Raw genomic sequence first — 23677 nt, forward strand, 5'->3', positions numbered from 1 at the left:
TCCCGGCCGCCGTCTGTCCCGGCCGCCCCGCCCCGCTCCGGCCCTCGCCCGGCCCGCCGTCACCGGCGCCGCACTCGGCCGCCGCCCGTCCCGGCCCCCGGTCCCGGCCCTCGGCTCTCGGTCCTCGCCCCGTCCAGGCCGCCGCCGGGCGCTTGGCCCCCGGCCCTCGCCCGATCCCCGGCCTCCGGCCGCCGGACCTCGCCCGGTCCTGGCCCTCGGTCCTCGCCCCGTCCCGGCCGCCGCCGGGCGCCCGGCCCCCGACCCCGCCCCCGTCCCCGACCCGGCCGCTGCCCGGCCCCCGGCCGCTGCCCGGCCCCCGGCCTCCGGCCCCCGGCCTCCGGCCCCCGGCCTCCGGCCCCCGGCCTCCGGCCCCCGGCCTTCCGGGCCTCGCCCGGTCCCGGCCCTCGGTCCTCGCCCCGTCCCGGCCGCCGCCGGGCGCCCGGCCCCCGACCCCGTCCCCGACCCGGCCGCTGCCCGGCCCCCGTCCGTCCCGGCCGCCGCCCCGCCCCGGGCCTCGCCCGATCCCCGGCCTCCGGCCCCCGGGCCTCGCCCGATCCCCGGCCTCCGGCCCCCGGGCCTCGCCCGGTCCCCGCCCTCGGTCCTCGCCCCGTCCCGGCCGCCGCCAGGCGCACGGCCCCCGACCCCGTCCCCGCCCCCGTCTGTCCCGGCCGCCCCGTTCCGCCCCGGCCCTCGCCCGGCCCGCCGTCACCGGCGCCGCACCCGGCCGCGGCCCGTCCCGGCCCTCGGCCCTCGCCCCGTCCCGGCCCCCGTGCCCGTCTCTGTCCGCCGCGTGCGGGTAGCGGGATGCCGGATCAGCCCTGGTCGAGTCCGATCGACAGCTCACGACCACCAACACCCCGCGCGACAGCCGGGACCGGCGCAGGCCCCCCGCCCGTCCCGCAGGCCCTCGACGCGCTTGTGCACGGCGGGCCGGCGCTCGGTGCCCGACCCCGGGCTCTCGTGGCGTCGGGGATCCGCCGCCGGCACGCCCCGCAGGACCATGCTCGGGAGCGGGGTCGACACCACGAACGTGCCCCCGTCGATCAGCAGCACGGTCCCGGCGGCCCCGGTCGCTCCGCTCAGCGTGCCGGTCGACGCCGTGCCCCGCATGCGGGCACCCCGTGAGATGGCGTTGTGGGTGGCTGCGACGTGGGGGAGGGTGCCGGCGGCCCGTTCGGCGAGGTCGGGGGCGAGGACGCAGCGGGGACATGGTGCCCGGGGTCTGGACGGGATCGAGCAGACCGGTTGGGGCGCACGGCAGTCAGAACCGGAGTTCCTCCGCCCGGTGCGGGAACGGGAGCGGGACCGAGGCGACCGCCACCGCCACACCGCTACCGCGCACAGCGGGTCGGACGCGATCGAGGCGTCGCGGCGTGCGAGCCGGTCGGTCAGCGGGTCGCCGAGGAGGGTGGCCGAGACCCACGGGCAGTCCGACGGAGAAGGCGACGACGCCGGCCCGGCTCGGGGAGGGGTGTAGTCGCGGACGGCTGATCGGACGGCGTGGTGGCCTCGGTGCAGGAACACGTCCATCCGGGCGCCGGCCGTGCTCTCGGTGGTCTCCAGAACGAACCAGGGCACGCCGATCAGGGAGAGGGACGTGCCGACGGTGGACACGGTGTTCGCGGCGAGCGGTCAGAGCGGCGGCCCCCGGCGCTTCACGGGTGGGCTCACGCAGGGGTGCGCCCGAGGGATCGGCCGACCGGGGGCGAGGGCGGGGTGTGGGAGGTGGGGGAGGGGGCTGTGAGCAGCCGGGTACCGACCGACACCAGGGCACGACCGAGCCGGTCGCGCACGGACCGGAGGGCGGACCGCGCCGGGCCCGAGCCCGAGGCGGAGTGGGCCAAGTGGGCTGAGTGGGCCAAGTGGGCCGAGTCGGCTGTGCGGGCCGTGCGGGCCAGGTGCTCCTGGGCCGCGAGGGCGCCGAGTCGGGCGGTGCGGAGGTGGTGCAGGTCCAGGTCGAGGGAGTCGAGGGGAGCGTACGGGGACATGGCGGAACTCCTTGTGGCAGGTGGGGTTCGTGAGGTGTGGGTATGTCAGGTGCGGGTGAGTGAGGGCGTGAGGGGGCCGGGGCTCGGCCTCGGGGCGTGTGTGGAGCCGGGCCCGGGGTGTCAGGCATCCGGTGGCTGTGGCTGTGGCTGTGGCTGTGGCTGTGGCTGTGGCTGTGGCCGTGGCCGTGACCGCAGAGGTGTCGGGGCCGGTCTTGCGTTCGAACTCGGCTGGTTCTGGAGGGCCTTGGGCGGCGTGCTCTCGGGCGGGGGCCGGTGTGGGCCCGGCCCTTGGGTGCGGTGCCGTCACGGGGTGTACGGAGGTCTACGGGTTCGTGCCGGGGCTTACGGGTGCGTGGCCGGTCCGGGGGCGGCACGGGTCGGTGGCGTACAACTGCGGGGTGGGCCGAGGGCTCACCGGGGTGGCGTGGGCGGTGGGGCAGGGCCTGCCCGGGTGGCCTGGGGGCGGCGCGGGGTGCCGTGGGTGCGCGGCGCGCGGGGCAGGGCGTGGGCACGGGTGGTGAGGGCGGCGAGGGTGTGGAGCTCGGCGCTGTGGGGGCCCGGTTCGTGGGCACGGGTGGTGCGCGCGGCGAGGGTGTGGAGCCGGGGCCGTGGGGCCGGTTCGTGGGCGCGGGTGGTGCGGCGGCGAGGGCGTGGGGCCGTGGGCCGTGGAGCTCGGGGCCGTGGGGCCGGTGCGCGCGTGGGCCGGGTTGTGGGGGCGGTGCGCGGGCCGGTGCCTGGCCGGCGGTTGTGCGCGGGGTGTCGGGTGGGGGCGGGCCGGGGGGCGTGTCGGCCCGGTCGGCCGGCACCGCTCGGTCTGCCGGGACTGCTCGGTCGGTCGGCACCGCTCGGTTGGTCCGCGCCGGTCGGCCGGGACCGCTCGGTTGGTTCGCGTTGGGCGGTCGGCGTTGCTCGGTCGGCCGGCACCCCCCCCGGTTGGCCGGGGATGTCCGAGGGGGTGGTGTTGTCGCGGGTGTGGGGTGTTGTCGGGTTTGGGTGGTGGGAGGGGCGGGGGTGTTGGTTGGGGTGGGGTTTTGGGTCGGGGGTTCCGGGGTTCGGGTCTGCCGGGGTGGGGTCAGGTCGGGGGGCGGGGGAAGGAGTGGACGTGGACGCGGATGGATTCGGCGCCGGCCATGTCCTCGGGGGCGGCGGGGTCCATGGCGCGGTAGCGCTCGACGACCGCGTGGAGCTCGTTGATCAGCTCCGTGTTGCGTTCCGGGGTGAGGCGGAGGGTGAAGTCGCTGATGTCGCTGGCGAGGCGCCATTCGCGGGGCCAGTGGGGGGAGTCGCCGAGCCAGGCGGCGACTTCGCGGGTGTGGATGTCGGCGACCTGGTGCATGACGAGGTTGATGTCGCCCCGGACGGTGGGGTCGGGGTCGAACATGAGGTCGTCGGAGAAGGCGACGCCGCCGTGGACGGCGCGCCACCAGCGTTCGCGGCCCTTGCCCTGGCCCGGGGCGTCCTCGATGAAGCCGTACTCGGAGAGCTGGCGCAGGTGGTAGCTGGTGGCCCCGCTGGACTCGCCCAGTCTCGCGGCGAGTTGGGAGGCCGTGGCGGGGCCGTGGCGGCGCAGGACGTTGAGGAGTTCCATGCGCAGGGGGTGGGCCAGGCCCCGGAGGTTGCGTGCGTCGACGGGACGCGGGTGGTGGCTCGGGTCGGGGAGGTTCGGGGGTGGGGTGTTCGGGTCGGGGGGCGGGGTGTCGGTGGGGGGATCGTTCGGCGGCATGACACGAGAGTAAGTGTGCAAAGGCTTCTTTGCAAGGGTTTTTGCAACGGGTTCTTTGCATCTCCTTCCCGAGTGGCCCGCGGCGTGTGTTCGACCTGGTCAGGGGGTGTCCGTCGCCGCCTGTTCGACCAGGGGGAGGACGCGGAAGGGGACCGGGTTCTCCATGACGATGGCCGTGGAGGCGCGGACGATGCCCTCGAAGCCGACGACGCGGTCGATGACCCGTTGCAGGTCGGCGTTGGAGCGGGCGACCAGCCGGCACAGCATGTCGCCGTGGCCCGTCGTGGTGTGCAGTTCGAGGACCTCGGGGACGCCGGCGAGGTGGGCGCGGACGTCCGTGCCCCGGCCCTGGGTGATCTCCAGGGTCGCGAACGCGGTGACCGGGTAGCCCAGGGCCGTCGGGTCGACCTGGGGGCCGAAGCCGCGGATGACGCCCCGGGACTGGAGGCGGTCCAGGCGGGCCTGGACGGTGCCGCGGGCGACCCCGAGGCGGCGGCTGGCCTCCAGGACGCCGATGCGGGGTTCGCGGGCCAGCAGGACGATCAGGCGGCCGTCGAGTTCGTCGATGCCCATCGGGACTCCGTTCGGGGTGGTCATCCTGTACGGATATTGCAGTCATCCTGGCCCGATGCCGGCCGGATTGACCAGGGGAATCGCGAACTGTTGCGCAGCTTGTGGTTCGGCGGGAATCTGCGCTCATGACTGAGACCCTCGATCACACCCCCGAGACCGCGCGTGAGGCCGATCCCTTCCCGGTCAAGGGCATGGACGCGGTCGTCTTCGCCGTGGGCAACGCCAAGCAGGCCGCGCACTACTACTCCACGGCCTTCGGCATGAAGCTGGTCGCGTACTCCGGACCGGAGACCGGCGAGCGCGAGACCGCGAGCTACGTCCTGACGAACGGCTCCGCCCGGTTCGTGCTGACCTCGGTCATCAAGGCGACCTCCGACCGGGGCCGGTTCCTGGAGGAGCACGTCGCCGAGCACGGTGACGGCGTCGTGGACCTGGCGCTGGAGGTGCCCGACGCGCGGGCCGCCTACAAGCACGCCGTGGAGCAGGGCGCGCGCGGTCTGGACGAGCCGTACGAGGTGTCCGACGAGCACGGCACCGTGGTGCTGGCCGCCATCGCCACCTACGGGCAGACCCGGCACACGCTGGTGGACCGCAGCCGCTACACCGGCCCCTACCTGCCCGGCTACCTGGCCGCCGCGCCGATGGTGGAGCCGCCGGCCAAGCGGACCTTCCAGGCGATCGACCACTGCGTCGGCAACGTCGAGCTGGGCCGCATGAACGAGTGGGTCGGGTTCTACAACAAGGTCATGGGCTTCACCAACATGAAGGAGTTCGTGGGCGACGACATCGCCACCGAGTACTCCGCGCTCATGTCGAAGGTGGTCGCGGACGGCACCCTGAAGGTGAAGTTCCCGATCAACGAGCCCGCGATCGCGAAGAAGAAGTCGCAGATCGACGAGTACCTGGAGTTCTACAACGGCCCCGGGGTGCAGCACATCGCGCTGGCGACCAACGACATCGTGGCCACGGTCCGCGCGATGCGCGCGGCGGGCGTGCAGTTCCTGGACACCCCGGACTCGTACTACGACACCCTCGGCGAGTGGGTCGGCGACACCCGGGTGCCGGTGGACACCCTGCGCGAGCTGAAGATCCTCGCCGACCGCGACGAGGACGGCTATCTGCTCCAGATCTTCACCAAGCCGGTGCAGGACCGGCCGACGGTGTTCTTCGAGATGATCGAGCGGCACGGCTCCATGGGCTTCGGCAAGGGCAACTTCAAGGCCCTGTTCGAGGCGATCGAGCGCGAGCAGGCCAAGCGCGGCAACCTCTAGCCGCCGATACCGCCGACACCTTCGATACCGCTCGTTCCCCCCGGGCGCGTCGGTCGGGCCGCACTCCCGCCGCGTCGCCCTCCGTGCCGCCGGACGCCTCCCCGTCCCGGCGCGCGGACACCGGTGCCCCCGGACGGTTCGCCGTCCGGGGGCACCGGCGTGCTCAGGGGTGGGGGTGGGCCGGTGCGGCGGCCGTGCGGGCCGGTCGCGGGGCCCGCTCCGGTTCGGGTTCGGCGGGCTTCGCGGCGGGCTTCTCGGGAGCCGGTTTCGCCGCCGGCGCCGGGCGGGCACGGGTGCCCGGCCCCGGCGGGTCGGCCGGCTGCGGGGCCCGCGGCTCGGGCGCGGGGTCGCCGCCGGGTTCGGGGGCGGCCGGCGCGGCCGGGGCGGGGTCCGGGGCGGCGGGTTCGGTCGGGAGTTCCGTGGCCGCCGGCCCCGGCTTGCCGGGCTTGGGCTTCGGCTTGGGCATCACGGGCGGCACCCAGGGGCGGGTGGGCAGCACGTTGCGGGGGCCGCCGGCGGGGGGTTGGCCGATGGTCTCCAGGGCCTCGCGGGCGATCGGGGCCCGCACCGGGGAGAAGGTGGGGTGGGTGCGCAGCGCGTCCTGGAGGTGTCGGCGGGCGGCGGCCACGTCGCCCAGTTCGCGTTCGATCAGCGCCCGGTGGTAGGCGAACTCGGAGCTGCGGCGGCCCAGTTCGGTCGCCTTCTTCGCGTAGTCCAGCGCCTCCGTGTCCATCCCGGCGCGGTGCAGGGCCCAGCCCAGGGCGTCGGCGACCGTCTCGTTGGGGTGCCGGCCCCATTCGCCGCGCAGTCGGGCCACCGCCGCCTCCGGCTCGCCGTGGTCGGCCTCGTACAGGCCGAGCACGACCTCCTCGTCCACGCCGTGCCCCGCGGACCGGGCCGCGGCCTTCCGCAGTTCCGCGTACGGGCCGTCGGGGGCGCCGGCCTCCGCGCCGCGGTCCAGGGAGTCGAGGAACTCGCCGAACTCCAGGGCCACCCGGGGGTCGGGGGCGTGGTGCAGGGCGGTGCGGTAGTCGCGTTCGGCGTCGGCGGTGCGCCCGGAGGCGGCCAGGGCGCGGGCCCGGCCGGCGAGGACCCGGACCTGGGAGGGGTCGGCCTTGAGGGCCGCGTCGTAGCTGCCGAGGGCCTGGGGGAGTTCGCCCTTCTCCTCGTGCAGGTCGCCGGCGAGGCGCAGCGCGTACGCCTTCTCGGCCGGGGAGCCGGCGGCCCCGGCGGCCGCGACGAGGGCGGTGGTGGCGTCCTCGCGCCAGCCCCGGTCGCGGTACAGCCGGGCCGAGACGATGTTCGCGGTGAGGGCGGGCCCGAGTTCGCGGAGCTTCTCGGCGGCGGCCTCGGCCTTCTTGTGCTCGCCCATGCCGGCGTAGGCGTCCACGAGGACGGCGTGCGCCGACCACTCCTTCGGGGCCTTCTCGCGGGCCTGCTCCGCCCACTTCCGGCCGGCCGCGAAGTCACCGCGCGCGACGGCCAGGGCCGCCGTGCCGACGGTCGCCTGGACGTTGCCCTTCGCGGTCGGGCGCAGGGCGAGCGACCGGGCGAACGCGGCCTCGGCCTTGGGCAGCCAGGCGGTGTCGGCGGTGCGGCGGTGCTGTTCGAGGTGCGCGGAGCCCAGCACGGCCCAGGAGCCGTCGTCGTCGGGGTGGGCGCGCAGCCAGGTCTCGCGGTCGGCGATCAGGGCCGCGAGGTCGACGGCGGCGGCCGGGGAGCCGGCGCCGACGGCCGCGGCGGCGCGCGCGCTCGGGTCCGGCGGGCGGGCGTCGTCGCGGTCGGCGACGGGCCTGACGAACAGGGCCGCCGCGATCAGGACGACGGCGATGCCCGCCGGCACCAGTGTCCGCCGTCCGGTGAAGGACACGGGCGGCACGGGGTGCCGGGCGTCCACGTCATCGTCCACAGCTGGGTTCACGGACTCCATGCAGCTCACTGTGCGTCAATATGAAGAACATTCCGGGCTGTCCGAAGAGGGTCGCGCACGGGTTCACACCGATGGCCCCGGCTGCCACCCTGACGCCCATGGAAGACGATCTTCGCGCCGCAGGCGCCGCCCCCGACCCGGCCCCCGACCCGGCCCCCGACCCGGCCCCCGACCCGGCCCCCGACCCGGCCCCCGGCCCGGCCCCCGGCCCCACGCGGCTGCGCGCCCTGCTCGCCGCCGCCCTGCCCGACGAGGCCGTGGTCACCGACCCCGACGTGATCGCCTCCTACGCCGGCGACATGGCCAGTTTCAGCCCCGCCGGCACCGCCCTCGCGCTCGTGCTGCCCCGCGACGTCGAACAGGTCCGGCACGTGATGCGGGTGGCGACCGAACTGCGGCTGCCCGTCGTGCCCCAGGGCGCCCGCACCGGCCTGTCCGGCGGCGCCAACGCCGTCGACGGCTGCGTGCTGCTGTCGCTGACCCGGATGGACCGGATCCTGGAGATCGACACCACGGAGCGGATCGCGGTCGTCGAACCCGGGGTCGTCAACGCCGTGCTGTCCCGCGCCGTGGCCGAAAAAGGGCTGTTCTACCCGCCCGACCCGTCGAGCTGGGAGAGCTGCACCATCGGCGGCAACATCGGCACCGGCGCCGGCGGCCTGTGCTGCGTCAAGTACGGGGTGACCGCCGAGTACGTCCTCGGCCTCGACGTGGTCCTCGCCGACGGCCGCCTCCTGCGCACCGGCCGGCGCACCGCCAAGGGCGTCGCCGGCTACGACCTCACCCGCCTGTTCGTCGGATCCGAGGGAACCCTCGGCGTGGTCGTCGGCGCCGTCCTCGCCCTGCGCCCGGCCCCGCCCCGGCAGCTCGCCCTCGCCGCCGAGTTCCCCTCCACCGCCGCCGCCTGCGCCGCCGTCGTGGCCGTCACCGAGGCCGGGCACACCCCCTCGCTGCTGGAGCTGATGGACCGCACCACCGTCGCCGCCGTCAACCGGTACGGGAACATGGGCCTGCCCGAGAGCACCGAGGCCCTGCTGCTGGCCGCCTTCGACACCCCCGACGCGCCCGCCGACCTCGCCGCCGTCGCCGAGCTGTGCCGGGCCGCCGGCGCGAGCACCGTGGTCCCCGCCGACGACGAGAAGGAGTCCGAACTCCTCCTCCAGGCGCGCCGGTTGTCGCTCACGGCGCTGGAGGCCCTGCGCCCGGCCACCATGATCGACGACGTGTGCGTGCCGCGCGGCCGGCTCGCCGAGATGCTCGACGGGGTCGCCGCCATCGCCGCCGCCCACGACCTGCTCATCGGGGTGTGCGCGCACGCCGGCGACGGCAACACCCACCCCGTGGTCTGCTTCGACCCCGCCGACGAGGACGAGGCCCGACGGGCCCGGATCTCCTTCGACGAGATCATGGACCTCGGCCTGCGCCTGGGCGGCACGATCACCGGGGAGCACGGCGTCGGGCTGTTCAAGCGGGCGTGGCTGGCCCGGGAGAGCGGCGAGGTGGGCATGGACGTGCAACGCGCCGTCAAGCGGGCCCTCGACCCCCTGGGGCTGCTCAACCCCGGCAAGGTGTTCTGAACCCGCCGGCCGCCGGGGCCGTGCGGGGCCCCGGGACGCCGTCGTGCGCGGGCCGACGCGGGCGCCGGCAGGGGACGGGCGCTCACGCCGTCCCGCGCCCGCCCTCGGGCCCGGTGTCCTCGCCGGGGCCCGACCACGGGTCGCGCAGCCACAGTTCGTCCGCCGGGGTCGGCGCCAGCAGCTCCGTCAGCTCCTCGTCCAGCCCCACGAGGTCCATCTCGGCGCCCGGCGGCACCGCCCGCAGGGTCCGTTCCAGCCACGCCGAGACCGGCAGGGCGGGCGCCTCCAACAGGGCGTCCCCGTCGGGCGAACTGAGCGCCATGCACAGCACCTGCGCCCCGTCGATCTTCGTGGGCCAGATCCGCACGTCCCCGTGGCCGCAGGGCCGGAACACGCCCTCGACCAGCAACTCCCGCGCGAAGGTCCAGTCCACGGGGGAGTCGGAGGCGGTGTGGAACGCGATGTGCACGGCGAACGGGTCCTCGCTCCGGTAGGTGAGCCGGGCCGGGACGGCGACGGCGCGCTCCGGGGACATGACCAGCTTCAGTTCCAGTTCGCGTTCGATGACGGTGTTCCGCATGGTGGTGCCTCTCTTCGCTCGCGCGGGCGCGGACGGGTGCCCGCACCAGCCGAGAGCGAGCTCCGGCCCGAGTGTGACGCGGGTTCGGGGAGGAAATCCCAGGTTGGCCGAAAATTGCCCCATGACCGAAAACGATCGGTACTGCCGAGGTTCGCCCGAAGGCTTGCAATATCCCGTTACCGCACCTGCCGGCACACGGTTCTTGGCTATGGTCCTGCCCTGCGACAGCCTCACGCCACGAACGGAGCCGGTGCCCGTGACAGCCATCCCCGGTGACGGCGAACCAGCCCGCGAGGGCTTCTACCCCGACCCGTCCGTCCCCGGCTGGGTGCGCTACTGGAACGGCGCCCACTGGATGCCCGGCACCAGCCGCCCCCTCGACCCCGGCGAGGTCGTCCCCGACCGCAACCCCGCCGCCCCGCCCCCGCCGCCGACCCCCGCGCCGGCCCCGGCCCCCGCCCTCGTCGAGGAGACCGGACCCGTCTTCCTCGACGACACCTCCCTCACCGAATTCCCCGCCGCCGGCGGCCCCCACGAACCCGAACCGGAACGCGACCACGTCCGCTGGCAGGCCGACCCCCAGCAGCAGAACGGCTACGGCGGCCCCCGCGACCACCTCATCTCCTGGGGCCGCGCCGACGAGGAACCGGAACCCCTCACCAGCCCCCGCGCACCCGCCCCCGCCGCCGCCGAACCCGTCGCCTCCGGCATCTCCCTGCGCCGCGCGCCCACCCCGGTCCGCGAACCCCGCCCCGAACCGGAACGCCGCCTCCCGCCCCGCGAGGCCGACCGCTTCCCCCTCCAGAGCGCCCCCTCCGAACCCCGCACCACCGCCCCCGAGGACTGGCCCCTGCCCGCCCCCGCCCCCACCGCGGCCCCCCGCGTCCGCACGCCCCCGCTGCCCCCCTCCTACGTCCCCGCCGCCCCACCCGTCCGCGAGCCCGTCCGCGAGCCCCGCCCCGTGCCCCCGGCGCCCGCCCCCGCTCCCGCCGCGCCGGCCCCCGCCCGGCCCCTGCCCCCGGCCCCCGAACCCGCGCCGTCCGCCGCGGCCGTGCCCGCCGCGTCGCCGGCCGCCGTACCCCCCGTGCCGTCCGCGCCCGTGCCCTCCGAGGAGAGCCGACGGGCCGTCGCGGAGATGGCGGCCCGCGCCGACCGCCCCGCCGGTCTCGGCCGCAGGCTCGCCGCCCGCCTCCTCGACACCCTCGTGTACGCGGCCGTCGCCGGCGCCACCGCCCTGCCCCTGCTGCCGCAGGCCCGTGCCCACCTCGACGCGAAGGTCGCCGCCTCCCGGGTGGCCGGACAGACCGTCACCGTCTGGGTCCTGGACGCCACCGTGCTCGGCCTGCTCGGGCTCGTGCTCGCCGCCGTCCTCGTCTTCGGCCTGGTCTGGGAGGTGCTGCCGACCGCGCGCTGGGGCCGCACCCCGGGCAAGCGCCTGTGCGGGGTGCGGGTCCTGACCCACCCCGGCCGCGAGCGCCCGGGCCTGGGCCGGGCCCTGGCCCGCTGGTTCCTGCTCGTGCTCCTCGGCCTGCCCGGCGCGCTCGCCGCCCTGGCCGACCCCGCCCACCGCCGCACCTGGCACGACCGGGCCGCCGGCACCCGCGTCGGACGCTGACGACGCCCCGCCGGGAGCCCCCGTACCCCCGTCCCCGTGACGTGGCTCGCCCGATCGGCGCGCCCCGATTGCGGGGCGGACGGGGGCGCGGTCGACTCGGGCCATGAGCACCGACCAGCCGCCGCCGGGCCCGCCGCCCGAGGACGACCCGTTCCTCAAGAAGCCCCACGAGCAGCCGCCGCCGGCGGGCGGCTCCCCGTACGGCGCGGGCTCCCCGCCGCCGCCCCCGCCGGGCTCCGGCTATCCGCCGCCCCCGCCGCCGTACTCGGGCGATCCGTACGGCGGTGACCCCTACGGCGGCGCCCCGGGGGGCGCGGGTGGAGCGGGCGGCGGGTTCGGGATGCCCGATCCGCTGGCCGGGATGCCGCCGTTGGCGAGTTTCGGCAAGCGGCTGGGCGCGCGCGTCATCGACCTGCTGATCGTGAGCGTGCCCTTCTACCTGCTCCAGTGGCTCTTCGACCGCAAGCGCTACACGGTGCAGACCAACAACGGCGAGGACGTCACCGAGGTCATCACCCGCGGGTACAACGGCAGCGGGCTGCTGTGGACGCTGATCGGCGTCGTGGCGTACGTGGCCTACGACTGGTTCTTCACGAAGAAGGACGGCCGCACCCCCGGCAAGCGGGCCATGGGCCTGCGGGTGGCGATGCTGAGCGACGGCAGCGTGCCGGCCTCGGGCGCGGCGCTCGGGCGCGCGGCGATGCTGTGGGTGCCCACGCAGCTGTGCTGCTCCTGTCTGTGGCCGCTGGCCCTGATCATCTCGATCCTCGTGGACAAGCCCTACTCCCAGGGCCTGCACGACAAGGTGGCCAAGACGGTGGTGGTCACGGCTCCCTGAGGTCGGTCCGGCCCGTCGGAGCGTCGGTCAGCGGCGCGCGGCGGGCCGGTCGGCGGTCGTCGGGCCGGTGCGGGCGGCGGCCGTCCGGGGCGCGGGCACCCGGGCGGCCGCCGTTTCGGCGTGTCCGCGTGTGGCGGCACGGGAACGCCGTCCGGGGGCGGGCAGCAGGAGGGCGACGAGCAGCCCGAGGGCGAGCGAGGCGGCGACGACGACGCCGACGCCCACGCCGGAGTCGGGGCGGGAGAGCAGCAGCAGGGCGAGGGCGGCGACCACGACGGTCGCGGCTCCCCAGGCGAGCTGGGCGGCGGTCGGACGTGGCATGGCGGGTTCCGTCCTGACGGCGGTGGTCGCGGGGCCGGCCGGGGGCCTCGCGCGGTCGGTGCTCCACCGTGGTGGATGCCCGAGCGGAGGGGGAGGCAATCGGCGGGGGCGGGGGTCGGTCGAAGCGGACCGGAGCACGAGGGGCGCACGGGTGCACGGGTGTTCGGAAACGGACTCCGCGCCGGCCTGTCCGAACGGGGGTGCGAGGCCCTAGGCTCCGTGCCACGCGCGGGCCTCGTGGGTCGGGTGGGATCGGGTGGGGCGGGGGAGCGGTCGCGGGTCGGCTTCCCGTGCGTCGTCCGATTACCGGAACTCTTGTCCCGCATAGTGCACTTGACCGGAACAAGTCAAGGTCTGTCTTTTCTCGCGACACTCCGGTCCAATGTCGTCACTTGAGACGCGCGCCGCGCGGAACCCCCCATTCCGTGGAGTTGTTCCGCCCTGTCCTTGTGCGGCCCGCGGGAGGGGAACGACATCAAGTGACCAGCAACGTCAAGAAGCACGCCCTGCGGACCGGCGCCATCGCCGTGACGCTGTCGGCGTGCGCGGTCTCGGCGACCTTCTTCGCCGTGTCCGCTCAGGCCACCGGCTCCGCGCCCGCCGCGCCGCCGGCCAACGAGACCGTCGTCACCGCCGGCCAGGACCCGACCACCCCGGCCAACGTGAAGGTCGACCACGACCTCGAAGGCCCGTTCAGCAAGCAGCAGGAGCAGGCCAAGAAGGCCGCCCTGGAGCAGGTGCTGTCGGGCAAGAAGGGCGCGGAGCAGCGCGGGGCCTCGAAGGTCGTCAAGCTCGACGACAAGAAGTACGTCGAGCTCGGCCGCGAGAAGACCGACAAGATCTTCACGATCCTCGTCGAGTTCGGCGACCAGGTGGACAACACCACCATGTACGACCCGGACGGCGCGGGCCCCAAGCCCCCGGTCGTGAAGTACGGCGGCACCCCCGGTCCGCTGCACAACAAGATCGCGCAGCCGGACCGCAAGAACGACAACAGCACGGCCTGGCGCAAGGACTTCAGCAAGGAGCACTTCCAGGACCTGTACTTCGGTACGGGCAAGGGCAAGGACTCCCTGAAGACCTACTACGAGAAGACCTCCTCGGGCCGTTACTCGGTCGAGGGCGAGGTCTCCGACTGGGTCAAGGTCCCCTACAACGAGGCCCGTTACGGCTCGAACTTCTGCGGTCAGAGCAACTGCTCCAACGTGTGGGACACCGTCCGTGACGGCGTCACGGCGTGGACCGCAGCGCAGAAGGCGGCCGGCAAGACCGACGCCCAGATCAAGGCGCAGCTGGCCCAGTACGACCAGTGGGACCGCTACGACTTCGACGGCGACGGCAACTTCAACGAGCCCGACGGCTACATCGACCACTTCCAGATCGTCCACGCGGGCGAGGACGAGTCGGCCGGTGGCGGCGTCGAGGGCCCGAACGCGCTGTGGGCCCACCGCTGGTACGCGTACGGCACCAACGCGGGCAAGACCGGCCCGGAGAACAACAAGGCCGGCGGCACCCAGATCGGCGACACCGGCATCTGGGTCGGCGACTACACGATGCAGCCCGAGAACGGCGGCCTCGGCGTCTTCGCCCACGAGTACGGTCACGACCTCGGTCTGCCCGACCTCTACGACACCTCCGGTGGCGGCGAGAACGGCGTCGGCTTCTGGTCCCTGATGTCGGCGGGCTCCTGGCTCGGCGCCGGCAAGGACTCGATCGGCGACGTGCCCGGCGACATGACCGCGTGGGACAAGCTCCAGCTCGGCTGGCTGAACTACGACAAGGCCAAGGCCGGCACGAAGTCCACCCACAAGCTGGGCGTGTCCGCGTACAACACCAAGGACAAGCAGGCCCTGGTCGTCGAGCTGCCCAAGAAGCCCGTCACCACCGAGGTCGTCAAGCCGGCCGAGGGCGCCACCCAGTGGTGGAGCAACATGGGCGACGACCTGAAGAACACCCTCACCCGCTCCGTGGACCTCACCGGCAAGACCTCCGCCGCGCTGTCCCTCAAGGGCTGGTGGGACATCGAGAAGGACTACGACTACCTCTACACCGAGGTGTCCACCGACGGCGGGGCCACCTGGACCGCGCTCGCCGGCACGGCCAACGGCCAGGCCATACCGGTCGACGCCGCGGGCTCCCCGGCCCTGACCGACGTCTCCGGCTCCTGGCAGGACCTGAAGTTCCCGCTCGACGCCTACGCGGGCAAGAAGTTCGACCTCCGCTTCCGCTACCAGACCGACGGCGGCGCGGGCGGCAAGGGCTTCACCGGTGACGCGATCACCCTGACCGCCGACGGCCAGACCGTCTTCGCCGACGGCGCCGAGAACGGCGACAACGGCTGGACCGGCAAGGGCTTCTCCCGGATCGGTTCGGGCTTCACCAAGGAGTACGCGCAGTACTACCTGGCGGAGAACCGTCGCTACGTCTCCTACGACAGCACCCTCAAGGTCGGCCCGTACAACTTCGGTTGGGCCAACTCCCGTCCCGACTGGGTCGAGCACTACCCCTACCAGGACGGCATGCTCGTCTGGCTGTGGGACACCTCCCAGAAGGACAACAACACCAGCGTCCACCCCGGCCAGGGCCTGATCCTGCCGGTCGACGCCAACGCCAAGCCCCTGAAGTGGGCCGACGGCACCCTCCTGCGCAACAAGATCCAGCCCTTCGACGCCACGTTCAGCTGGTACTCGACGGACGCGATCACGCTGCACAAGAACGGCACCTCGCTGTGGATCAAGCCGAAGGCCGGCAACGGCGTCTTCGACGACCACAAGGGCACCTACTGGTACGCGGAGAACCCGACCGGCAGCGTGAAGGTCTCCGACACCAACACCAAGATCAAGATCACCAAGGAGTCCTACGACGGCGAGCAGATCACCGTCGAGGTCGGCCCCTCGGTGACCAAGAAGTAACGTTTCGCCGCCGTTGAGGCAGAACGTGGGCCGCACCACCCCGCATCCCGTGCGGCCCACGTCACACCCCGCGAAACCCCAGGTCACACCATGATCGGCCGTCGCCCCCGGAGAACCCTCTGGCGGGCGGCGGCCGATCGCGGTTGGATGCGAGGGTCGCGGGGGAGGCGCACGGCACACGGGACGTGCCGCGCCCGTGCCCCCCGCGCCGACGCGCACGCCCGCCCGCACCCGGCCGCACCCACCGGCCGACCCGCACCGGGCCCCGACCGACGGCCTGCCCCGGGACCCGACCACCCCGGACACCGCACCGACCGGGCGCAGCACACGGCCCGGACGACCGCCGCCCGGGACCGCACGGCCCCCAGCGGGCCGCGCCGACGGGGAAGAGGTGCACCACCATGCCGGGAGGCGGCTTCGTGAGACTGCCGGGGGGCAGCGTCGTCGTGGCGCTCACCCTGCCCCACCCCGACCCCGACGCCGGCTCCGTCCGCGTCCTGGTCCACGCCGTCAACCGGGCCCGCGCCCTGACCCGGCTGCGCAACCTGGGCCTGCGCGCCGTCTACCTGCGGGGCAACACCGAACCGCCCACGCCCGACGAGATCACCGCCGTGCTGCACCACCCCGACGGCCTGCTCTGGCGCGCCGCCCCGGACCGGGCCCACGAGCTGTGGCACCCGATCCGGAGCCTGCTGCGCCGCTGAGTCCCTCCCCGGGCTCAGCCCACGTGCGGGGCGCCCTTGAGGGTCACGCCCGCCTCCGCGAGCTCGGCCAGGGCGCGCTCGGTGGTGTGCGGGGCCACGCCCGCGGTCAGGTCCAGCAGCACGGTGGTGCCCAGGCCGGCCTTGACGGCGTCCAGGGCGGTGGCGCGCACGCAGTGGTCGGTGGCGATGCCCACCACGTCCACCTCGGTGATGCCGCGTGCGCGCAGCCAGTCGGCGAGGTTCGCGCCGTTCTCGTCGGCGCCCTCGAAGCCGCTGTAGGCGGCGGCGTAGTGGCCCTTGTCGAAGACGGCCTGCACGGCGCCGGAGGCGACGGCGGGGGCGAAGTTGGGGTGGAAGCCGACGCCCTCGGTGCCGGCCACGCAGTGGACCGGCCAGGAGGTCTCGTAGTCCGGGACGGCCGGGGGGTGCGCGAAGTGCGCGCCGGGGTCGATGTGGTGGTCGCGGGTGGCGACGACGTGCGCGTAGGCGTCGCCGGCCCGGTCGATCAGCTCGGTGACGGCGGCGGCCACGTCGGCCCCGCCGGCCACCGCGAGGCTGCCGCCCTCGCAGAAGTCGTTCTGCACGTCGACGACGATCAGTGCGCGGTGCTGGGGCATGGCGGCGGTCCTTCGGGTCGGTGGGACGGGCGGGCCCGGTGGGGCGGGTGGGGGTGGTTCGGACGGGGACGAACGGGGGCTTCCCGGCTCGCGCCCGCGTGAAACGGGCCGCGCGCCGGGCCCTGGGGCACCGGCGCGCGGAGGCGCGGGTTCCGCGCGCCGGTCAGATGGTGCTCACACGTATTCGGTGGGGATGACGGGTTCGCCGCGGGAGAGCTGGGTCGCCGACAGGGGGAGCGCGGCGCGGGCGGCGCGGTGCCGGTCGCGGGCGGCCTCCAGGGGTTCGCGGCCGACCACCTCCCCGCCCGTGACCAGCGGCACCAGCAGTTGGGCGTCGGCGAGGGCGGCGGGCACGGGCCCGGTGCCGACGACCTCGGCCTCGGCGCTGCCGGCGGCGTCGCGGCGACGGGCGGCCCACTTGCGGCCGCCGATCGAGGTCTTGCCGCCGGCGGACTTCTTGGCGACGGGCAGCAGCGGGGCCTTGGGGTCGGCGGACTCGGCGCGGGCCACCAGCTTGTAGACCATGGAGCAGGTGGGGTGGCCGCTGCCGGTGACGAGCTGGGTGCCCACGCCGTAGGCGTCGACGGGGGCGGCGGCCAGGGAGGCGATGGCGTACTCGTCGAGGTCGGAGGTGACCACGATGCGGGTCTCTCGGGCGCCGAGCTCGTCGAGCTGGCGGCGGACCCGGTGGGCCACGAGCAGCAGGTCCCCGGAGTCGATGCGGACGGCGCCGAGCTCGGGCCCGGCCACCTCGACGGCGGCGCGGACGGCCTCGGCCACGTCGTAGGTGTCCACCAGGAGGGTGGTGCCGGCGCCGAGGGAGGCGATCTGCGCGGTGAACGCGTCGCGCTCGGTGTCGTGCAGCAGGGTGAAGGCGTGCGCGCTGGTGCCGACGGTGGGGATGCCGTAGCGGAAGCCGGCGGCGAGGTCGGAGGTGGAGGAGAAGCCGCCGACGTAGGCGGCGCGGGCGGCGGCCACGGCGGCCAGCTCGTGGGTGCGGCGGGCACCCATCTCGATCAGCGGGCGCTCGCCGGCGGCGGAGGACATCCGGGAGGCGGCGGCGGCGATGGCCGAGTCGTGGTTGAGGATCGACAGGATCACCGTCTCCAGCAGCACGCACTCGGCGAAGCTGCCCTCGACGCGCAGGACGGGGGAGCCGGGGAAGTAGACCTCGCCCTCCGGGTAGCCCTGGATGTCGCCGGAGAAGCGGTAGGAGGAGAGCCAGTCGAGGGTGCGCATGTCGACGACGGCGCGTTCGCGCAGGAACTCCAGCACGGCGGAGTCGAAGCGGAAGTTCTCGACCGCGTCCAGCACGCGCCCGGTGCCGCCGACGACGCCGTAGCGGCGTCCCTCGGGCAGTCGGCGGGTGAAGACCTCGAAGACCGAGCGCCGGTCGGCGTGACCGCCGGCGAGGGCGGCCTGGAGCATGGTCAGCTCGTAGTGGTCGGTGAAGAGCGCTGTCGACGGCACGTCCACCGGCAGGCCCAGATCCGCAGGGTTCATGCCGGGGATGCTAGCGCACATCTCGTCAATGTGACGAGATGTGGAGCCCGTTTGTGCGACGGACCCGGTCCGGTGGCAGCATGGGACGGGTGAGTGTTGCTCCCGTTGAGATCGAACGCACCGAATCGGCCGAGGAGACCTACGCGGTCCCGGAACCCGACGTCCCCTGGGTCACGTTGGTCCACAACGACCCCGTCAATCTCATGAGTTACGTGAGCTATGTGTTCCAGGCGTATTTCGGCTATTCCAAGGACAAGGCGCACAAGTTGATGCTCGACGTGCACCACAAGGGGCGCGCGGTGGTCTCCAGCGGCACCCGCGAGGAGATGGAGCGCGACGTGCAGGCCATGCACGGGTACGGGCTGTGGGCGACCCTCACCCAGGACCGCGGCTGATGAGCGTCTTCGAACCCCGTCCCGACGGCAAGGGGGCCCGCCTGGCCCTCGACCCGATCGAGAGCTCCATCCTGCGCTCCCTCGCCGTCCAGCTCCTGGAGCTGATCGGCCCCGGCCCGGGCGCCGCCGCCGACCCCCTCGCCGACCCGGCCGACGTGGACCCCTTCGAGGCGCTCACCGCGGCCCTCGCCGAGGGCCCCACCGAACCCCCGGCCGACCCCGCCCTGGCCCGGCTCTTCCCCGACGCCTACGGCGGCCCGGACACCGGCCCCGGCGCGGACCCCGAGGAGCTGCGCGCCCGCTCCTCCGAGTTCCGCCGCTACACCGAGAACGACCTGCGGGCCCGCAAGCGGGAGGACTCCCTCGCGGTGGTCCGCGCCCTCGACGCCCTGGACGCGGGCCCGGGGGAGGCGGTGCTCGAACTCGAACCCGCCGAGTGCCTGCGCTGGCTCGGGGCCCTCAACGACCTGCGGCTCACCCTCGCCTCCCGACTGGAGATCGAGGACGACGAGGACGGCGGCCTGCTGTACCGGCTGCCCGACAGCGACCCCCGTAAGCCGATGGTCATGGCCTACCTCTGGCTCGGCGGCCTCCAGGAGACCCTGATCGAGACCCTCTGAGGCCCCGCCCGCCCCGCTCCCCGCCGCCCCGGCGCATGTGTTCGCTCAGCGGACACTCAAATCCGCATAACGATCAGATCACCACAACGTGGTGATCTGATCCGTTTCAGGACCTCCGTCCCGATATTCCCGTGGCGTGTGTCACCTCTCGTGCCGGCTTCCACCCATAAGCCCGTGATAAATCTTCACGACCGCCGCCGGGGACGCCACCCATGACCCCGACGGCCCGCTTGAACCGGCAGACCGCCGGCGTGCAACTCCATCCGTATCCGGGGGGATCGAGGACCCGATCCGCGAGAGCGTCCCAGCGAGGGACCGCGACGCGGATCGGCGTGGAGAAAGGCGCACCAGAACATGACCTCCGTACAGGTCGCGAAGCACGACGAGAACCCGCCCGCCGGCAACGAACCCGGCGACGGCGAGGGCTACCACCGGGCCCTGGGGGCCCGCCAGATCCAGATGATCGCCATCGGCGGCGCCATCGGCACCGGCCTCTTCCTCGGCGCGGGCAAGGCCATCTCCAAGGCCGGCCCCAGCCTGATCCTGGCCTACGCCATCGCCGGCCTGGTCATCTTCTTCATCATGCGCGCCCTGGGCGAGCTGCTCATGTACCGCCCGGTCTCGGGCTCCTTCTCCGACTACGCCCGCGAGTTCATCGGCCCCTTCTGGGGCTTCGTGACCGGCTGGACCTACTGGCTCTTCTGGGTCGTCACCGGCATCACCGAGGTCACCGCCGCCGCCCAGTACATGGCCTACTGGACCGGCGACAGCTTCCCGCAATGGGCCTTCGCGCTGATCTTCACCGTCGTCCTCTACGGCGCCAACCTGATCTCCGTGAAGCTCTTCGGCGAGCTGGAGTTCTGGTTCTCCATGGTCAAGGTCACCGCCATCGTCGGCATGATCCTCATCTGCGCCGGCATCCTCACCATCGGCTTCTCCGACGCCGCCGACACCGCCACCGTCTCCAACCTCTGGAGCGACGGCGGCTTCTTCCCCAAGGGCCTCGGCGGCACCCTCATGACGCTCCAGATCGTCATGTTCGCCTTCCTCGCCGTCGAACTCGTCGGCGTCACCGCGGGCGAGTCCAAGGACCCCAAGACCACCCTCCCCAAGGCCATCAACACCGTGCCCTGGCGCATCGCCGTCTTCTACGTCGGCGCGCTGATCATGATCCTCTCCGTGGTCCCCTGGTCCGAGTTCCAGCCCGGCGTCAGCCCCTTCGTCGCCGCCTTCGAGAAGATGGGCCTCGGCGTCGGCGCCGCCATCGTCAACTTCGTCGTCCTCACCGCCGCCCTCTCCTCCTGCAACTCCGGCATGTACTCCACCGGCCGGATGCTCCGCGACCTCGCCCTCAACGGCCAGGGCCCGGCCTTCTTCACCAAGCTCACCCGCAACGGCACCCCGCTGGTCGGCACCACCTTCTCCGCCGCCCTCATGCTCGTCGGCGTCTGGATCAACTACGTCGCCCCCGGCAAGGCATTCGACTACGTCGTCTCCTTCGCCACCATCTCCGGCATGTGGGCCTGGATCATGATCCTGGTCTGCCAGATCCGCTACCGCGCCCGCGCCGACCGCGGCGAACTGCCCGTCTCCCCCTTCCGCGCCCCCGGCGCCCCCTTCACCAGCTGGTTCGCCCTCGCCTTCATCGCGATGGTGATCGTCATGATGGGCGCCGACCCCGACTCCCGCATCTCGCTCTACTGCGCCCCCCTGTGGGCCCTGCTGCTCGGCGTCTCCTTCCTGGTCCTGAAGGCCAAGAACAAGGCCGTCGAGGTCGGAGCCGACGCCCCCTGACCCCCTGCGGTCCACCATGCGGGCCGTCGCGTACCACACTTCGGTACGCGACGGCCCGCATGTCTATGCTGTCGCCCATGCTGACCCTCACCCAGGACCTCTACGACCGGATCGTGGCCCACGCCCGCGAGGACCACCCCGACGAGGCGTGCGGCGTCGTCGCCGGACCCGTCGGATCCGGCCGGCCGGAACGATTCGTACCCATGCTGAACGCGGCCCGCTCGCCCACGTTCTACGAATTCGACTCCAAGGACCTGCTCGCCCTCTACCGGGAGATGGACGACCGCGACGAGGAACCCGTCATCGTCTACCACTCCCACACCGCCACCGAGGCATACCCCTCGCGCACCGACGTCAGCTACGCCGGCGAACCCGGAGCCCACTACGTCCTCGTCTCCACCGCCGACACCGACGGCCTCGGCGAGTTCCAATTCCGCTCCTACCGCATCGTCGAAGGCGTCATCACCGAGGAAGAAGTCCGGGTCGTGGCCGGTTACTGACCCCGTTTGACCACGATGCGGGCAAAAAACGTCCGAGGGGTGAGATCACACTCCAAATGGCGGACGGGGAATCGTTACGATGCCCGCATGGTTCCCCACGACGTGAGCATCGAGACGCCTCTCCTGGTGGCGCGGCTGCACGTCGACCTGTGCCGCCTCGCCAGCGCGATCTGTCCCGCCTGACCGACCGCGCCCCGCCACGCGCACCCGCCGCACCCCCCCCCCGCACCACCCGCACCACCTTCCGCCCGGCACCCCGTGCCGCGCGCGGGGGCGCAGAGCCGCGCCCACCGCCCCTACGTGACGAAAACGGAGCCTGCCATGGCCATCGAGGTCCGCATCCCGACCATCCTCCGCACCTACACCGACGGCGAGAAGGCCGTCAACGGCCAGGGCGCCACCCTCAAGGACCTCTTCGCCGACCTCGACACCCGCCACCAGGGCATCGAGGCCCGCATCGTCGACGGCGGCCAACTGCGCCGCTTCGTCAACGTCTACCTCAACGACGAGGACGTCCGCTTCCTCGCCGGCATCGACACCGCCCTCACCGACGGCGACAACGTCACCATCCTCCCGGCCGTGGCCGGCGGCTCGAAGTAATGCGGTACGACTCCCCCCTGGCGGCGGTCGGCAACACCCCCCTGGTACGCCTGCCCCGGCTCTCGCCCGGCGAGGACGTCCGGATCTGGGCCAAACTGGAGGACCGCAACCCGACCGGCTCGATCAAGGACCGCCCCGCGCTCCACATGGTCGAGCAGGCCGAGAAGGACGGCCGGCTCACCCCCGGCTGCACCATCCTGGAACCCACCTCCGGCAACACCGGCATCTCCCTGGCCATGGCGGCCAAGCTCAAGGGCTACCGGATCGTCTGCGTCATGCCGGAGAACACCAGCCAGGAGCGGCGCGACCTGCTCGCCATGTGGGGAGCCGAGATCATCTCCTCGCCCGCCGCCGGCGGCTCCAACACCGCCGTCCGCGTCGCCAAGGAACTCGCCGAACAGCACCCCGACTGGGTCATGCTCTACCAGTACGGCAACCCCGACAACGCGGGCGCCCACTACGCGACCACCGGCCCCGAGATCCTCGCCGACCTGCCCACCGTCACCCACTTCGTGGCCGGCCTCGGCACCACCGGCACCCTCATGGGCGTCGGCCGCTACCTGCGCGAACACAAACCCGACGTACGGATCGTCGCCGCCGAACCCCGCTACGACGACCTCGTCTACGGGCTCCGCAACCTCGACGAGGGCTTCGTCCCCGAGCTCTACGACGCCTCCGTCCTCACCACCCGCTTCTCCGTCGGCTCCGCCGACGCCGTCGCCCGCACCCGCGAACTCCTCCGCGAAGAGGGCATCTTCGCCGGCGTCTCCACCGGAGCCGCCCTCCACGCCGCCCTCGGCATGGCCCGCAAGGCCGTCACCGCCGGCGAGAGCGCCGACATCGTCTTCGTCGTCGCCGACGGCGGCTGGAAATACCTCTCCACCGGCGTCTACACCGCCGCCACCACCGAAGAGGCCATCGAGGTCCTGCACGGACAACTCTGGGCCTGACCCCGCCCCACCAGCACCACCCGCACCACCCACGGCCCGGCCGGCACGCACCCGCGTACCGACCGGGCCGTCCTCACACCCACAACCGGAAGCACCCCACCGCACCCCCCGCTCACAACCCCCGCACCTGATCCCACACCGCCGGATCCGCCACCCCCACCCGACGCGTCCACTCCCACCCCGCCACCTCCTCCGCCCGATCCACCTCCACGAACCCCGGCCCACCCCCCGCACCCACCACCCCCGGAGGCACCACCACCACACCCGCCCGCACATCGTGATACCGCCGCGCCACCGGCGCCGCCCGCACCCACCGCTCCCCGTGCCCACCGTGCCCCGACCCGTGCCGACGCCCCCGCGCCGGACCCAACACCAACCACACCCCCGCACCCGCACCCCGCACCCAGAACTCACCCGGCACCGGCCCCGGCACCGGCCCACGACCCCGCCCCGGCCCCGACCCGTGCGCCACCGGCCGGCCCCGCACCCCCGCCCCGTGACCCACGAGCAACACCAGCCCCACCGCGACCACCGCGGCGACCGCCGGCCACCAGGAGGTGTCCATGCAACGACGGTAGCCGCGCCCGCCCGCCCCCGCCCGCCGAGCCACCCGCCCCCCACCCCGCGGCCCCGTCGCTCCCCCGGGTGACAGGACGGGTGAGTTGC

At 73.8% G+C, this 23677-nt stretch carries 22 protein-coding genes; 13 read left to right on the forward strand and 9 right to left on the reverse strand.

Annotation, left to right across the window (positions count from 1 at the left end; all coding sequences use genetic code 11):
- Nucleotides 1-840: 840 nt before the first annotated feature.
- The 4 genes from ACN20G_RS16745 to ACN20G_RS16760 all read right to left on the reverse strand — a co-directional run bounded on the left by ACN20G_RS16745 (nt 841) and on the right by ACN20G_RS16760 (nt 4284).
- The gene (locus tag ACN20G_RS16745) at nt 841-1110 is read right to left on the reverse strand and encodes a hypothetical protein (protein WP_424215696.1); all 270 of its coding nucleotides are present in this window, start codon (nt 1108-1110) and stop codon (nt 841-843) included.
- A 557-nt stretch (nt 1111-1667) separates the two neighbouring features.
- A complete protein-coding gene (locus ACN20G_RS16750) occupies nt 1668-1988 on the reverse strand; it encodes a hypothetical protein (protein WP_424213594.1) in 321 nt (106 codons plus the stop codon).
- A 1072-nt stretch (nt 1989-3060) separates the two neighbouring features.
- Nucleotides 3061-3711, reverse strand: coding sequence for an ArsR/SmtB family transcription factor (locus ACN20G_RS16755; protein ID WP_424213595.1), 651 nt, complete (start codon nt 3709-3711; stop codon nt 3061-3063).
- Between the two features lie 99 nt (nt 3712-3810).
- Nucleotides 3811-4284: an Lrp/AsnC family transcriptional regulator gene (locus ACN20G_RS16760; protein ID WP_424215543.1), complete on the reverse strand. Its 474-nt coding sequence runs from the start codon at nt 4282-4284 to the stop codon at nt 3811-3813.
- Between the two features lie 125 nt (nt 4285-4409).
- Between ACN20G_RS16760 and hppD the strand changes: the two genes are divergently transcribed.
- Nucleotides 4410-5555, forward strand: a complete 1146-nt coding sequence (hppD, locus tag ACN20G_RS16765) for a 4-hydroxyphenylpyruvate dioxygenase (RefSeq protein WP_424213596.1) — start codon at nt 4410-4412, stop codon at nt 5553-5555.
- 163 nt (nt 5556-5718) lie between these two features.
- On the opposite strand, the gene ACN20G_RS16770 is transcribed toward hppD, so the two are convergent.
- Entirely contained in the window at nt 5719-7485 is a 1767-nt protein-coding gene (locus ACN20G_RS16770; protein WP_424213597.1) for a tetratricopeptide repeat protein, read from the reverse strand.
- Nucleotides 7486-7583: 98 nt separating this feature from the next.
- Here ACN20G_RS16770 and ACN20G_RS16775 point away from each other — a divergent pair, with 98 nt between their 5' ends.
- A complete protein-coding gene (locus ACN20G_RS16775) occupies nt 7584-9062 on the forward strand; it encodes an FAD-binding oxidoreductase (protein WP_424213598.1) in 1479 nt (492 codons plus the stop codon).
- 82 nt (nt 9063-9144) lie between these two features.
- Here the strand turns inward: ACN20G_RS16775 and ACN20G_RS16780 are convergent, their stop codons facing one another.
- Nucleotides 9145-9642 carry an SsgA family sporulation/cell division regulator gene (locus tag ACN20G_RS16780; RefSeq protein ID WP_424213599.1) on the reverse strand — a complete coding sequence of 166 codons (498 nt, stop codon included), beginning with the start codon at nt 9640-9642 and terminating at the stop codon, nt 9145-9147.
- Nucleotides 9643-9898: 256 nt separating this feature from the next.
- Here ACN20G_RS16780 and ACN20G_RS16785 point away from each other — a divergent pair, with 256 nt between their 5' ends.
- A complete protein-coding gene (locus tag ACN20G_RS16785; RefSeq protein WP_424213600.1) occupies nt 9899-11257 on the forward strand; it encodes an RDD family protein in 1359 nt (452 codons plus the stop codon).
- A gap of 103 nt (nt 11258-11360) precedes the next feature.
- Entirely contained in the window at nt 11361-12095 is a 735-nt protein-coding gene (locus tag ACN20G_RS16790; RefSeq protein WP_424213601.1) for an RDD family protein, read from the forward strand.
- 27 nt (nt 12096-12122) lie between these two features.
- Here the strand turns inward: ACN20G_RS16790 and ACN20G_RS16795 are convergent, their stop codons facing one another.
- Entirely contained in the window at nt 12123-12416 is a 294-nt protein-coding gene (locus ACN20G_RS16795) for a hypothetical protein (RefSeq protein WP_424213602.1), read from the reverse strand.
- 527 nt (nt 12417-12943) lie between these two features.
- Here ACN20G_RS16795 and ACN20G_RS16800 point away from each other — a divergent pair.
- Nucleotides 12944-15328, forward strand: a complete 2385-nt coding sequence (locus tag ACN20G_RS16800; RefSeq protein ID WP_424215544.1) for an immune inhibitor A domain-containing protein — start codon at nt 12944-12946, stop codon at nt 15326-15328.
- Between the two features lie 401 nt (nt 15329-15729).
- Nucleotides 15730-16032, forward strand: a complete 303-nt coding sequence (locus ACN20G_RS16805; protein ID WP_424213603.1) for a hypothetical protein — start codon at nt 15730-15732, stop codon at nt 16030-16032.
- Between the two features lie 14 nt (nt 16033-16046).
- Here ACN20G_RS16805 and ACN20G_RS16810 read toward each other — a convergent pair whose 3' ends face one another.
- Both ACN20G_RS16810 and ACN20G_RS16815 read right to left on the reverse strand, forming a co-directional pair.
- The gene (locus ACN20G_RS16810) at nt 16047-16649 is read right to left on the reverse strand and encodes an isochorismatase family protein (protein ID WP_424213604.1); all 603 of its coding nucleotides are present in this window, start codon (nt 16647-16649) and stop codon (nt 16047-16049) included.
- A 174-nt stretch (nt 16650-16823) separates the two neighbouring features.
- Nucleotides 16824-18152 (reverse strand): nicotinate phosphoribosyltransferase, encoded by a 1329-nt coding sequence (locus ACN20G_RS16815; RefSeq protein WP_424213605.1) that lies wholly within the window; start codon nt 18150-18152, stop codon nt 16824-16826.
- Nucleotides 18153-18232: 80 nt separating this feature from the next.
- On the opposite strand from ACN20G_RS16815, the gene clpS reads away from it, so the two are divergent.
- The 7 genes from clpS to ACN20G_RS16850 all read left to right on the forward strand — a co-directional run bounded on the left by clpS (nt 18233) and on the right by ACN20G_RS16850 (nt 23011).
- A complete protein-coding gene (gene clpS / locus ACN20G_RS16820; RefSeq protein ID WP_424213606.1) occupies nt 18233-18547 on the forward strand; it encodes an ATP-dependent Clp protease adapter ClpS in 315 nt (104 codons plus the stop codon).
- Nucleotides 18544-19167 carry a DUF2017 domain-containing protein gene (locus ACN20G_RS16825; RefSeq protein ID WP_424215545.1) on the forward strand — a complete coding sequence of 208 codons (624 nt, stop codon included), beginning with the start codon at nt 18544-18546 and terminating at the stop codon, nt 19165-19167. The genes clpS and ACN20G_RS16825 overlap by 4 nt, the downstream gene beginning before the upstream one ends.
- 354 nt (nt 19168-19521) lie before the next feature.
- The gene (locus ACN20G_RS16830) at nt 19522-20961 is read left to right on the forward strand and encodes an amino acid permease (protein WP_424213607.1); all 1440 of its coding nucleotides are present in this window, start codon (nt 19522-19524) and stop codon (nt 20959-20961) included.
- A 77-nt stretch (nt 20962-21038) separates the two neighbouring features.
- Entirely contained in the window at nt 21039-21461 is a 423-nt protein-coding gene (locus ACN20G_RS16835) for a Mov34/MPN/PAD-1 family protein (protein ID WP_424213608.1), read from the forward strand.
- An 87-nt stretch (nt 21462-21548) separates the two neighbouring features.
- Nucleotides 21549-21644 (forward strand): putative leader peptide, encoded by a 96-nt coding sequence (locus ACN20G_RS16840; protein WP_424213609.1) that lies wholly within the window; start codon nt 21549-21551, stop codon nt 21642-21644.
- Between the two features lie 138 nt (nt 21645-21782).
- Nucleotides 21783-22061 (forward strand): MoaD/ThiS family protein, encoded by a 279-nt coding sequence (locus ACN20G_RS16845; RefSeq protein ID WP_424213610.1) that lies wholly within the window; start codon nt 21783-21785, stop codon nt 22059-22061.
- Nucleotides 22061-23011 (forward strand): PLP-dependent cysteine synthase family protein, encoded by a 951-nt coding sequence (locus ACN20G_RS16850; protein WP_424213611.1) that lies wholly within the window; start codon nt 22061-22063, stop codon nt 23009-23011. Before ACN20G_RS16845 ends, ACN20G_RS16850 begins: the two co-directional genes overlap by 1 nt.
- Nucleotides 23012-23677 lie beyond the last annotated feature (666 nt).

This window comes from Streptomyces dryopteridis (genome assembly GCF_049606955.1).
Classification (GTDB): Bacteria; Actinomycetota; Actinomycetes; order Streptomycetales; family Streptomycetaceae; genus Streptomyces.

Bases quoted from the DNA above. Each gene is read 5' to 3' on its own strand.
- ACN20G_RS16745 (WP_424215696.1), bottom strand. From the start codon at position 1,110: ATGCGGGGCACGGCGTCGACCGGCACGCTGAGCGGAGCGACCGGGGCC.
- ACN20G_RS16750 (WP_424213594.1), bottom strand. From the start codon at position 1,988: ATGTCCCCGTACGCTCCCCTCGACTCCCTCGACCTGGACCTGCACCAC.
- ACN20G_RS16755 (WP_424213595.1), bottom strand. From the start codon at position 3,711: ATGCCGCCGAACGATCCCCCCACCGACACCCCGCCCCCCGACCCGAAC.
- ACN20G_RS16760 (WP_424215543.1), bottom strand. From the start codon at position 4,284: ATGGGCATCGACGAACTCGACGGCCGCCTGATCGTCCTGCTGGCCCGC.
- hppD (WP_424213596.1), top strand. From the start codon at position 4,410: ATGACTGAGACCCTCGATCACACCCCCGAGACCGCGCGTGAGGCCGAT.
- ACN20G_RS16770 (WP_424213597.1), bottom strand. From the start codon at position 7,485: ATGGAGTCCGTGAACCCAGCTGTGGACGATGACGTGGACGCCCGGCAC.
- ACN20G_RS16775 (WP_424213598.1), top strand. From the start codon at position 7,584: ATGGAAGACGATCTTCGCGCCGCAGGCGCCGCCCCCGACCCGGCCCCC.
- ACN20G_RS16780 (WP_424213599.1), bottom strand. From the start codon at position 9,642: ATGCGGAACACCGTCATCGAACGCGAACTGGAACTGAAGCTGGTCATG.
- ACN20G_RS16790 (WP_424213601.1), top strand. From the start codon at position 11,361: ATGAGCACCGACCAGCCGCCGCCGGGCCCGCCGCCCGAGGACGACCCG.
- ACN20G_RS16795 (WP_424213602.1), bottom strand. From the start codon at position 12,416: ATGCCACGTCCGACCGCCGCCCAGCTCGCCTGGGGAGCCGCGACCGTC.
- ACN20G_RS16805 (WP_424213603.1), top strand. From the start codon at position 15,730: ATGCCGGGAGGCGGCTTCGTGAGACTGCCGGGGGGCAGCGTCGTCGTG.
- ACN20G_RS16810 (WP_424213604.1), bottom strand. From the start codon at position 16,649: ATGCCCCAGCACCGCGCACTGATCGTCGTCGACGTGCAGAACGACTTC.
- ACN20G_RS16815 (WP_424213605.1), bottom strand. From the start codon at position 18,152: ATGAACCCTGCGGATCTGGGCCTGCCGGTGGACGTGCCGTCGACAGCG.
- clpS (WP_424213606.1), top strand. From the start codon at position 18,233: ATGGGACGGGTGAGTGTTGCTCCCGTTGAGATCGAACGCACCGAATCG.
- ACN20G_RS16830 (WP_424213607.1), top strand. From the start codon at position 19,522: ATGACCTCCGTACAGGTCGCGAAGCACGACGAGAACCCGCCCGCCGGC.
- ACN20G_RS16835 (WP_424213608.1), top strand. From the start codon at position 21,039: ATGCTGACCCTCACCCAGGACCTCTACGACCGGATCGTGGCCCACGCC.
- ACN20G_RS16840 (WP_424213609.1), top strand. From the start codon at position 21,549: ATGGTTCCCCACGACGTGAGCATCGAGACGCCTCTCCTGGTGGCGCGG.
- ACN20G_RS16845 (WP_424213610.1), top strand. From the start codon at position 21,783: ATGGCCATCGAGGTCCGCATCCCGACCATCCTCCGCACCTACACCGAC.
- ACN20G_RS16850 (WP_424213611.1), top strand. From the start codon at position 22,061: ATGCGGTACGACTCCCCCCTGGCGGCGGTCGGCAACACCCCCCTGGTA.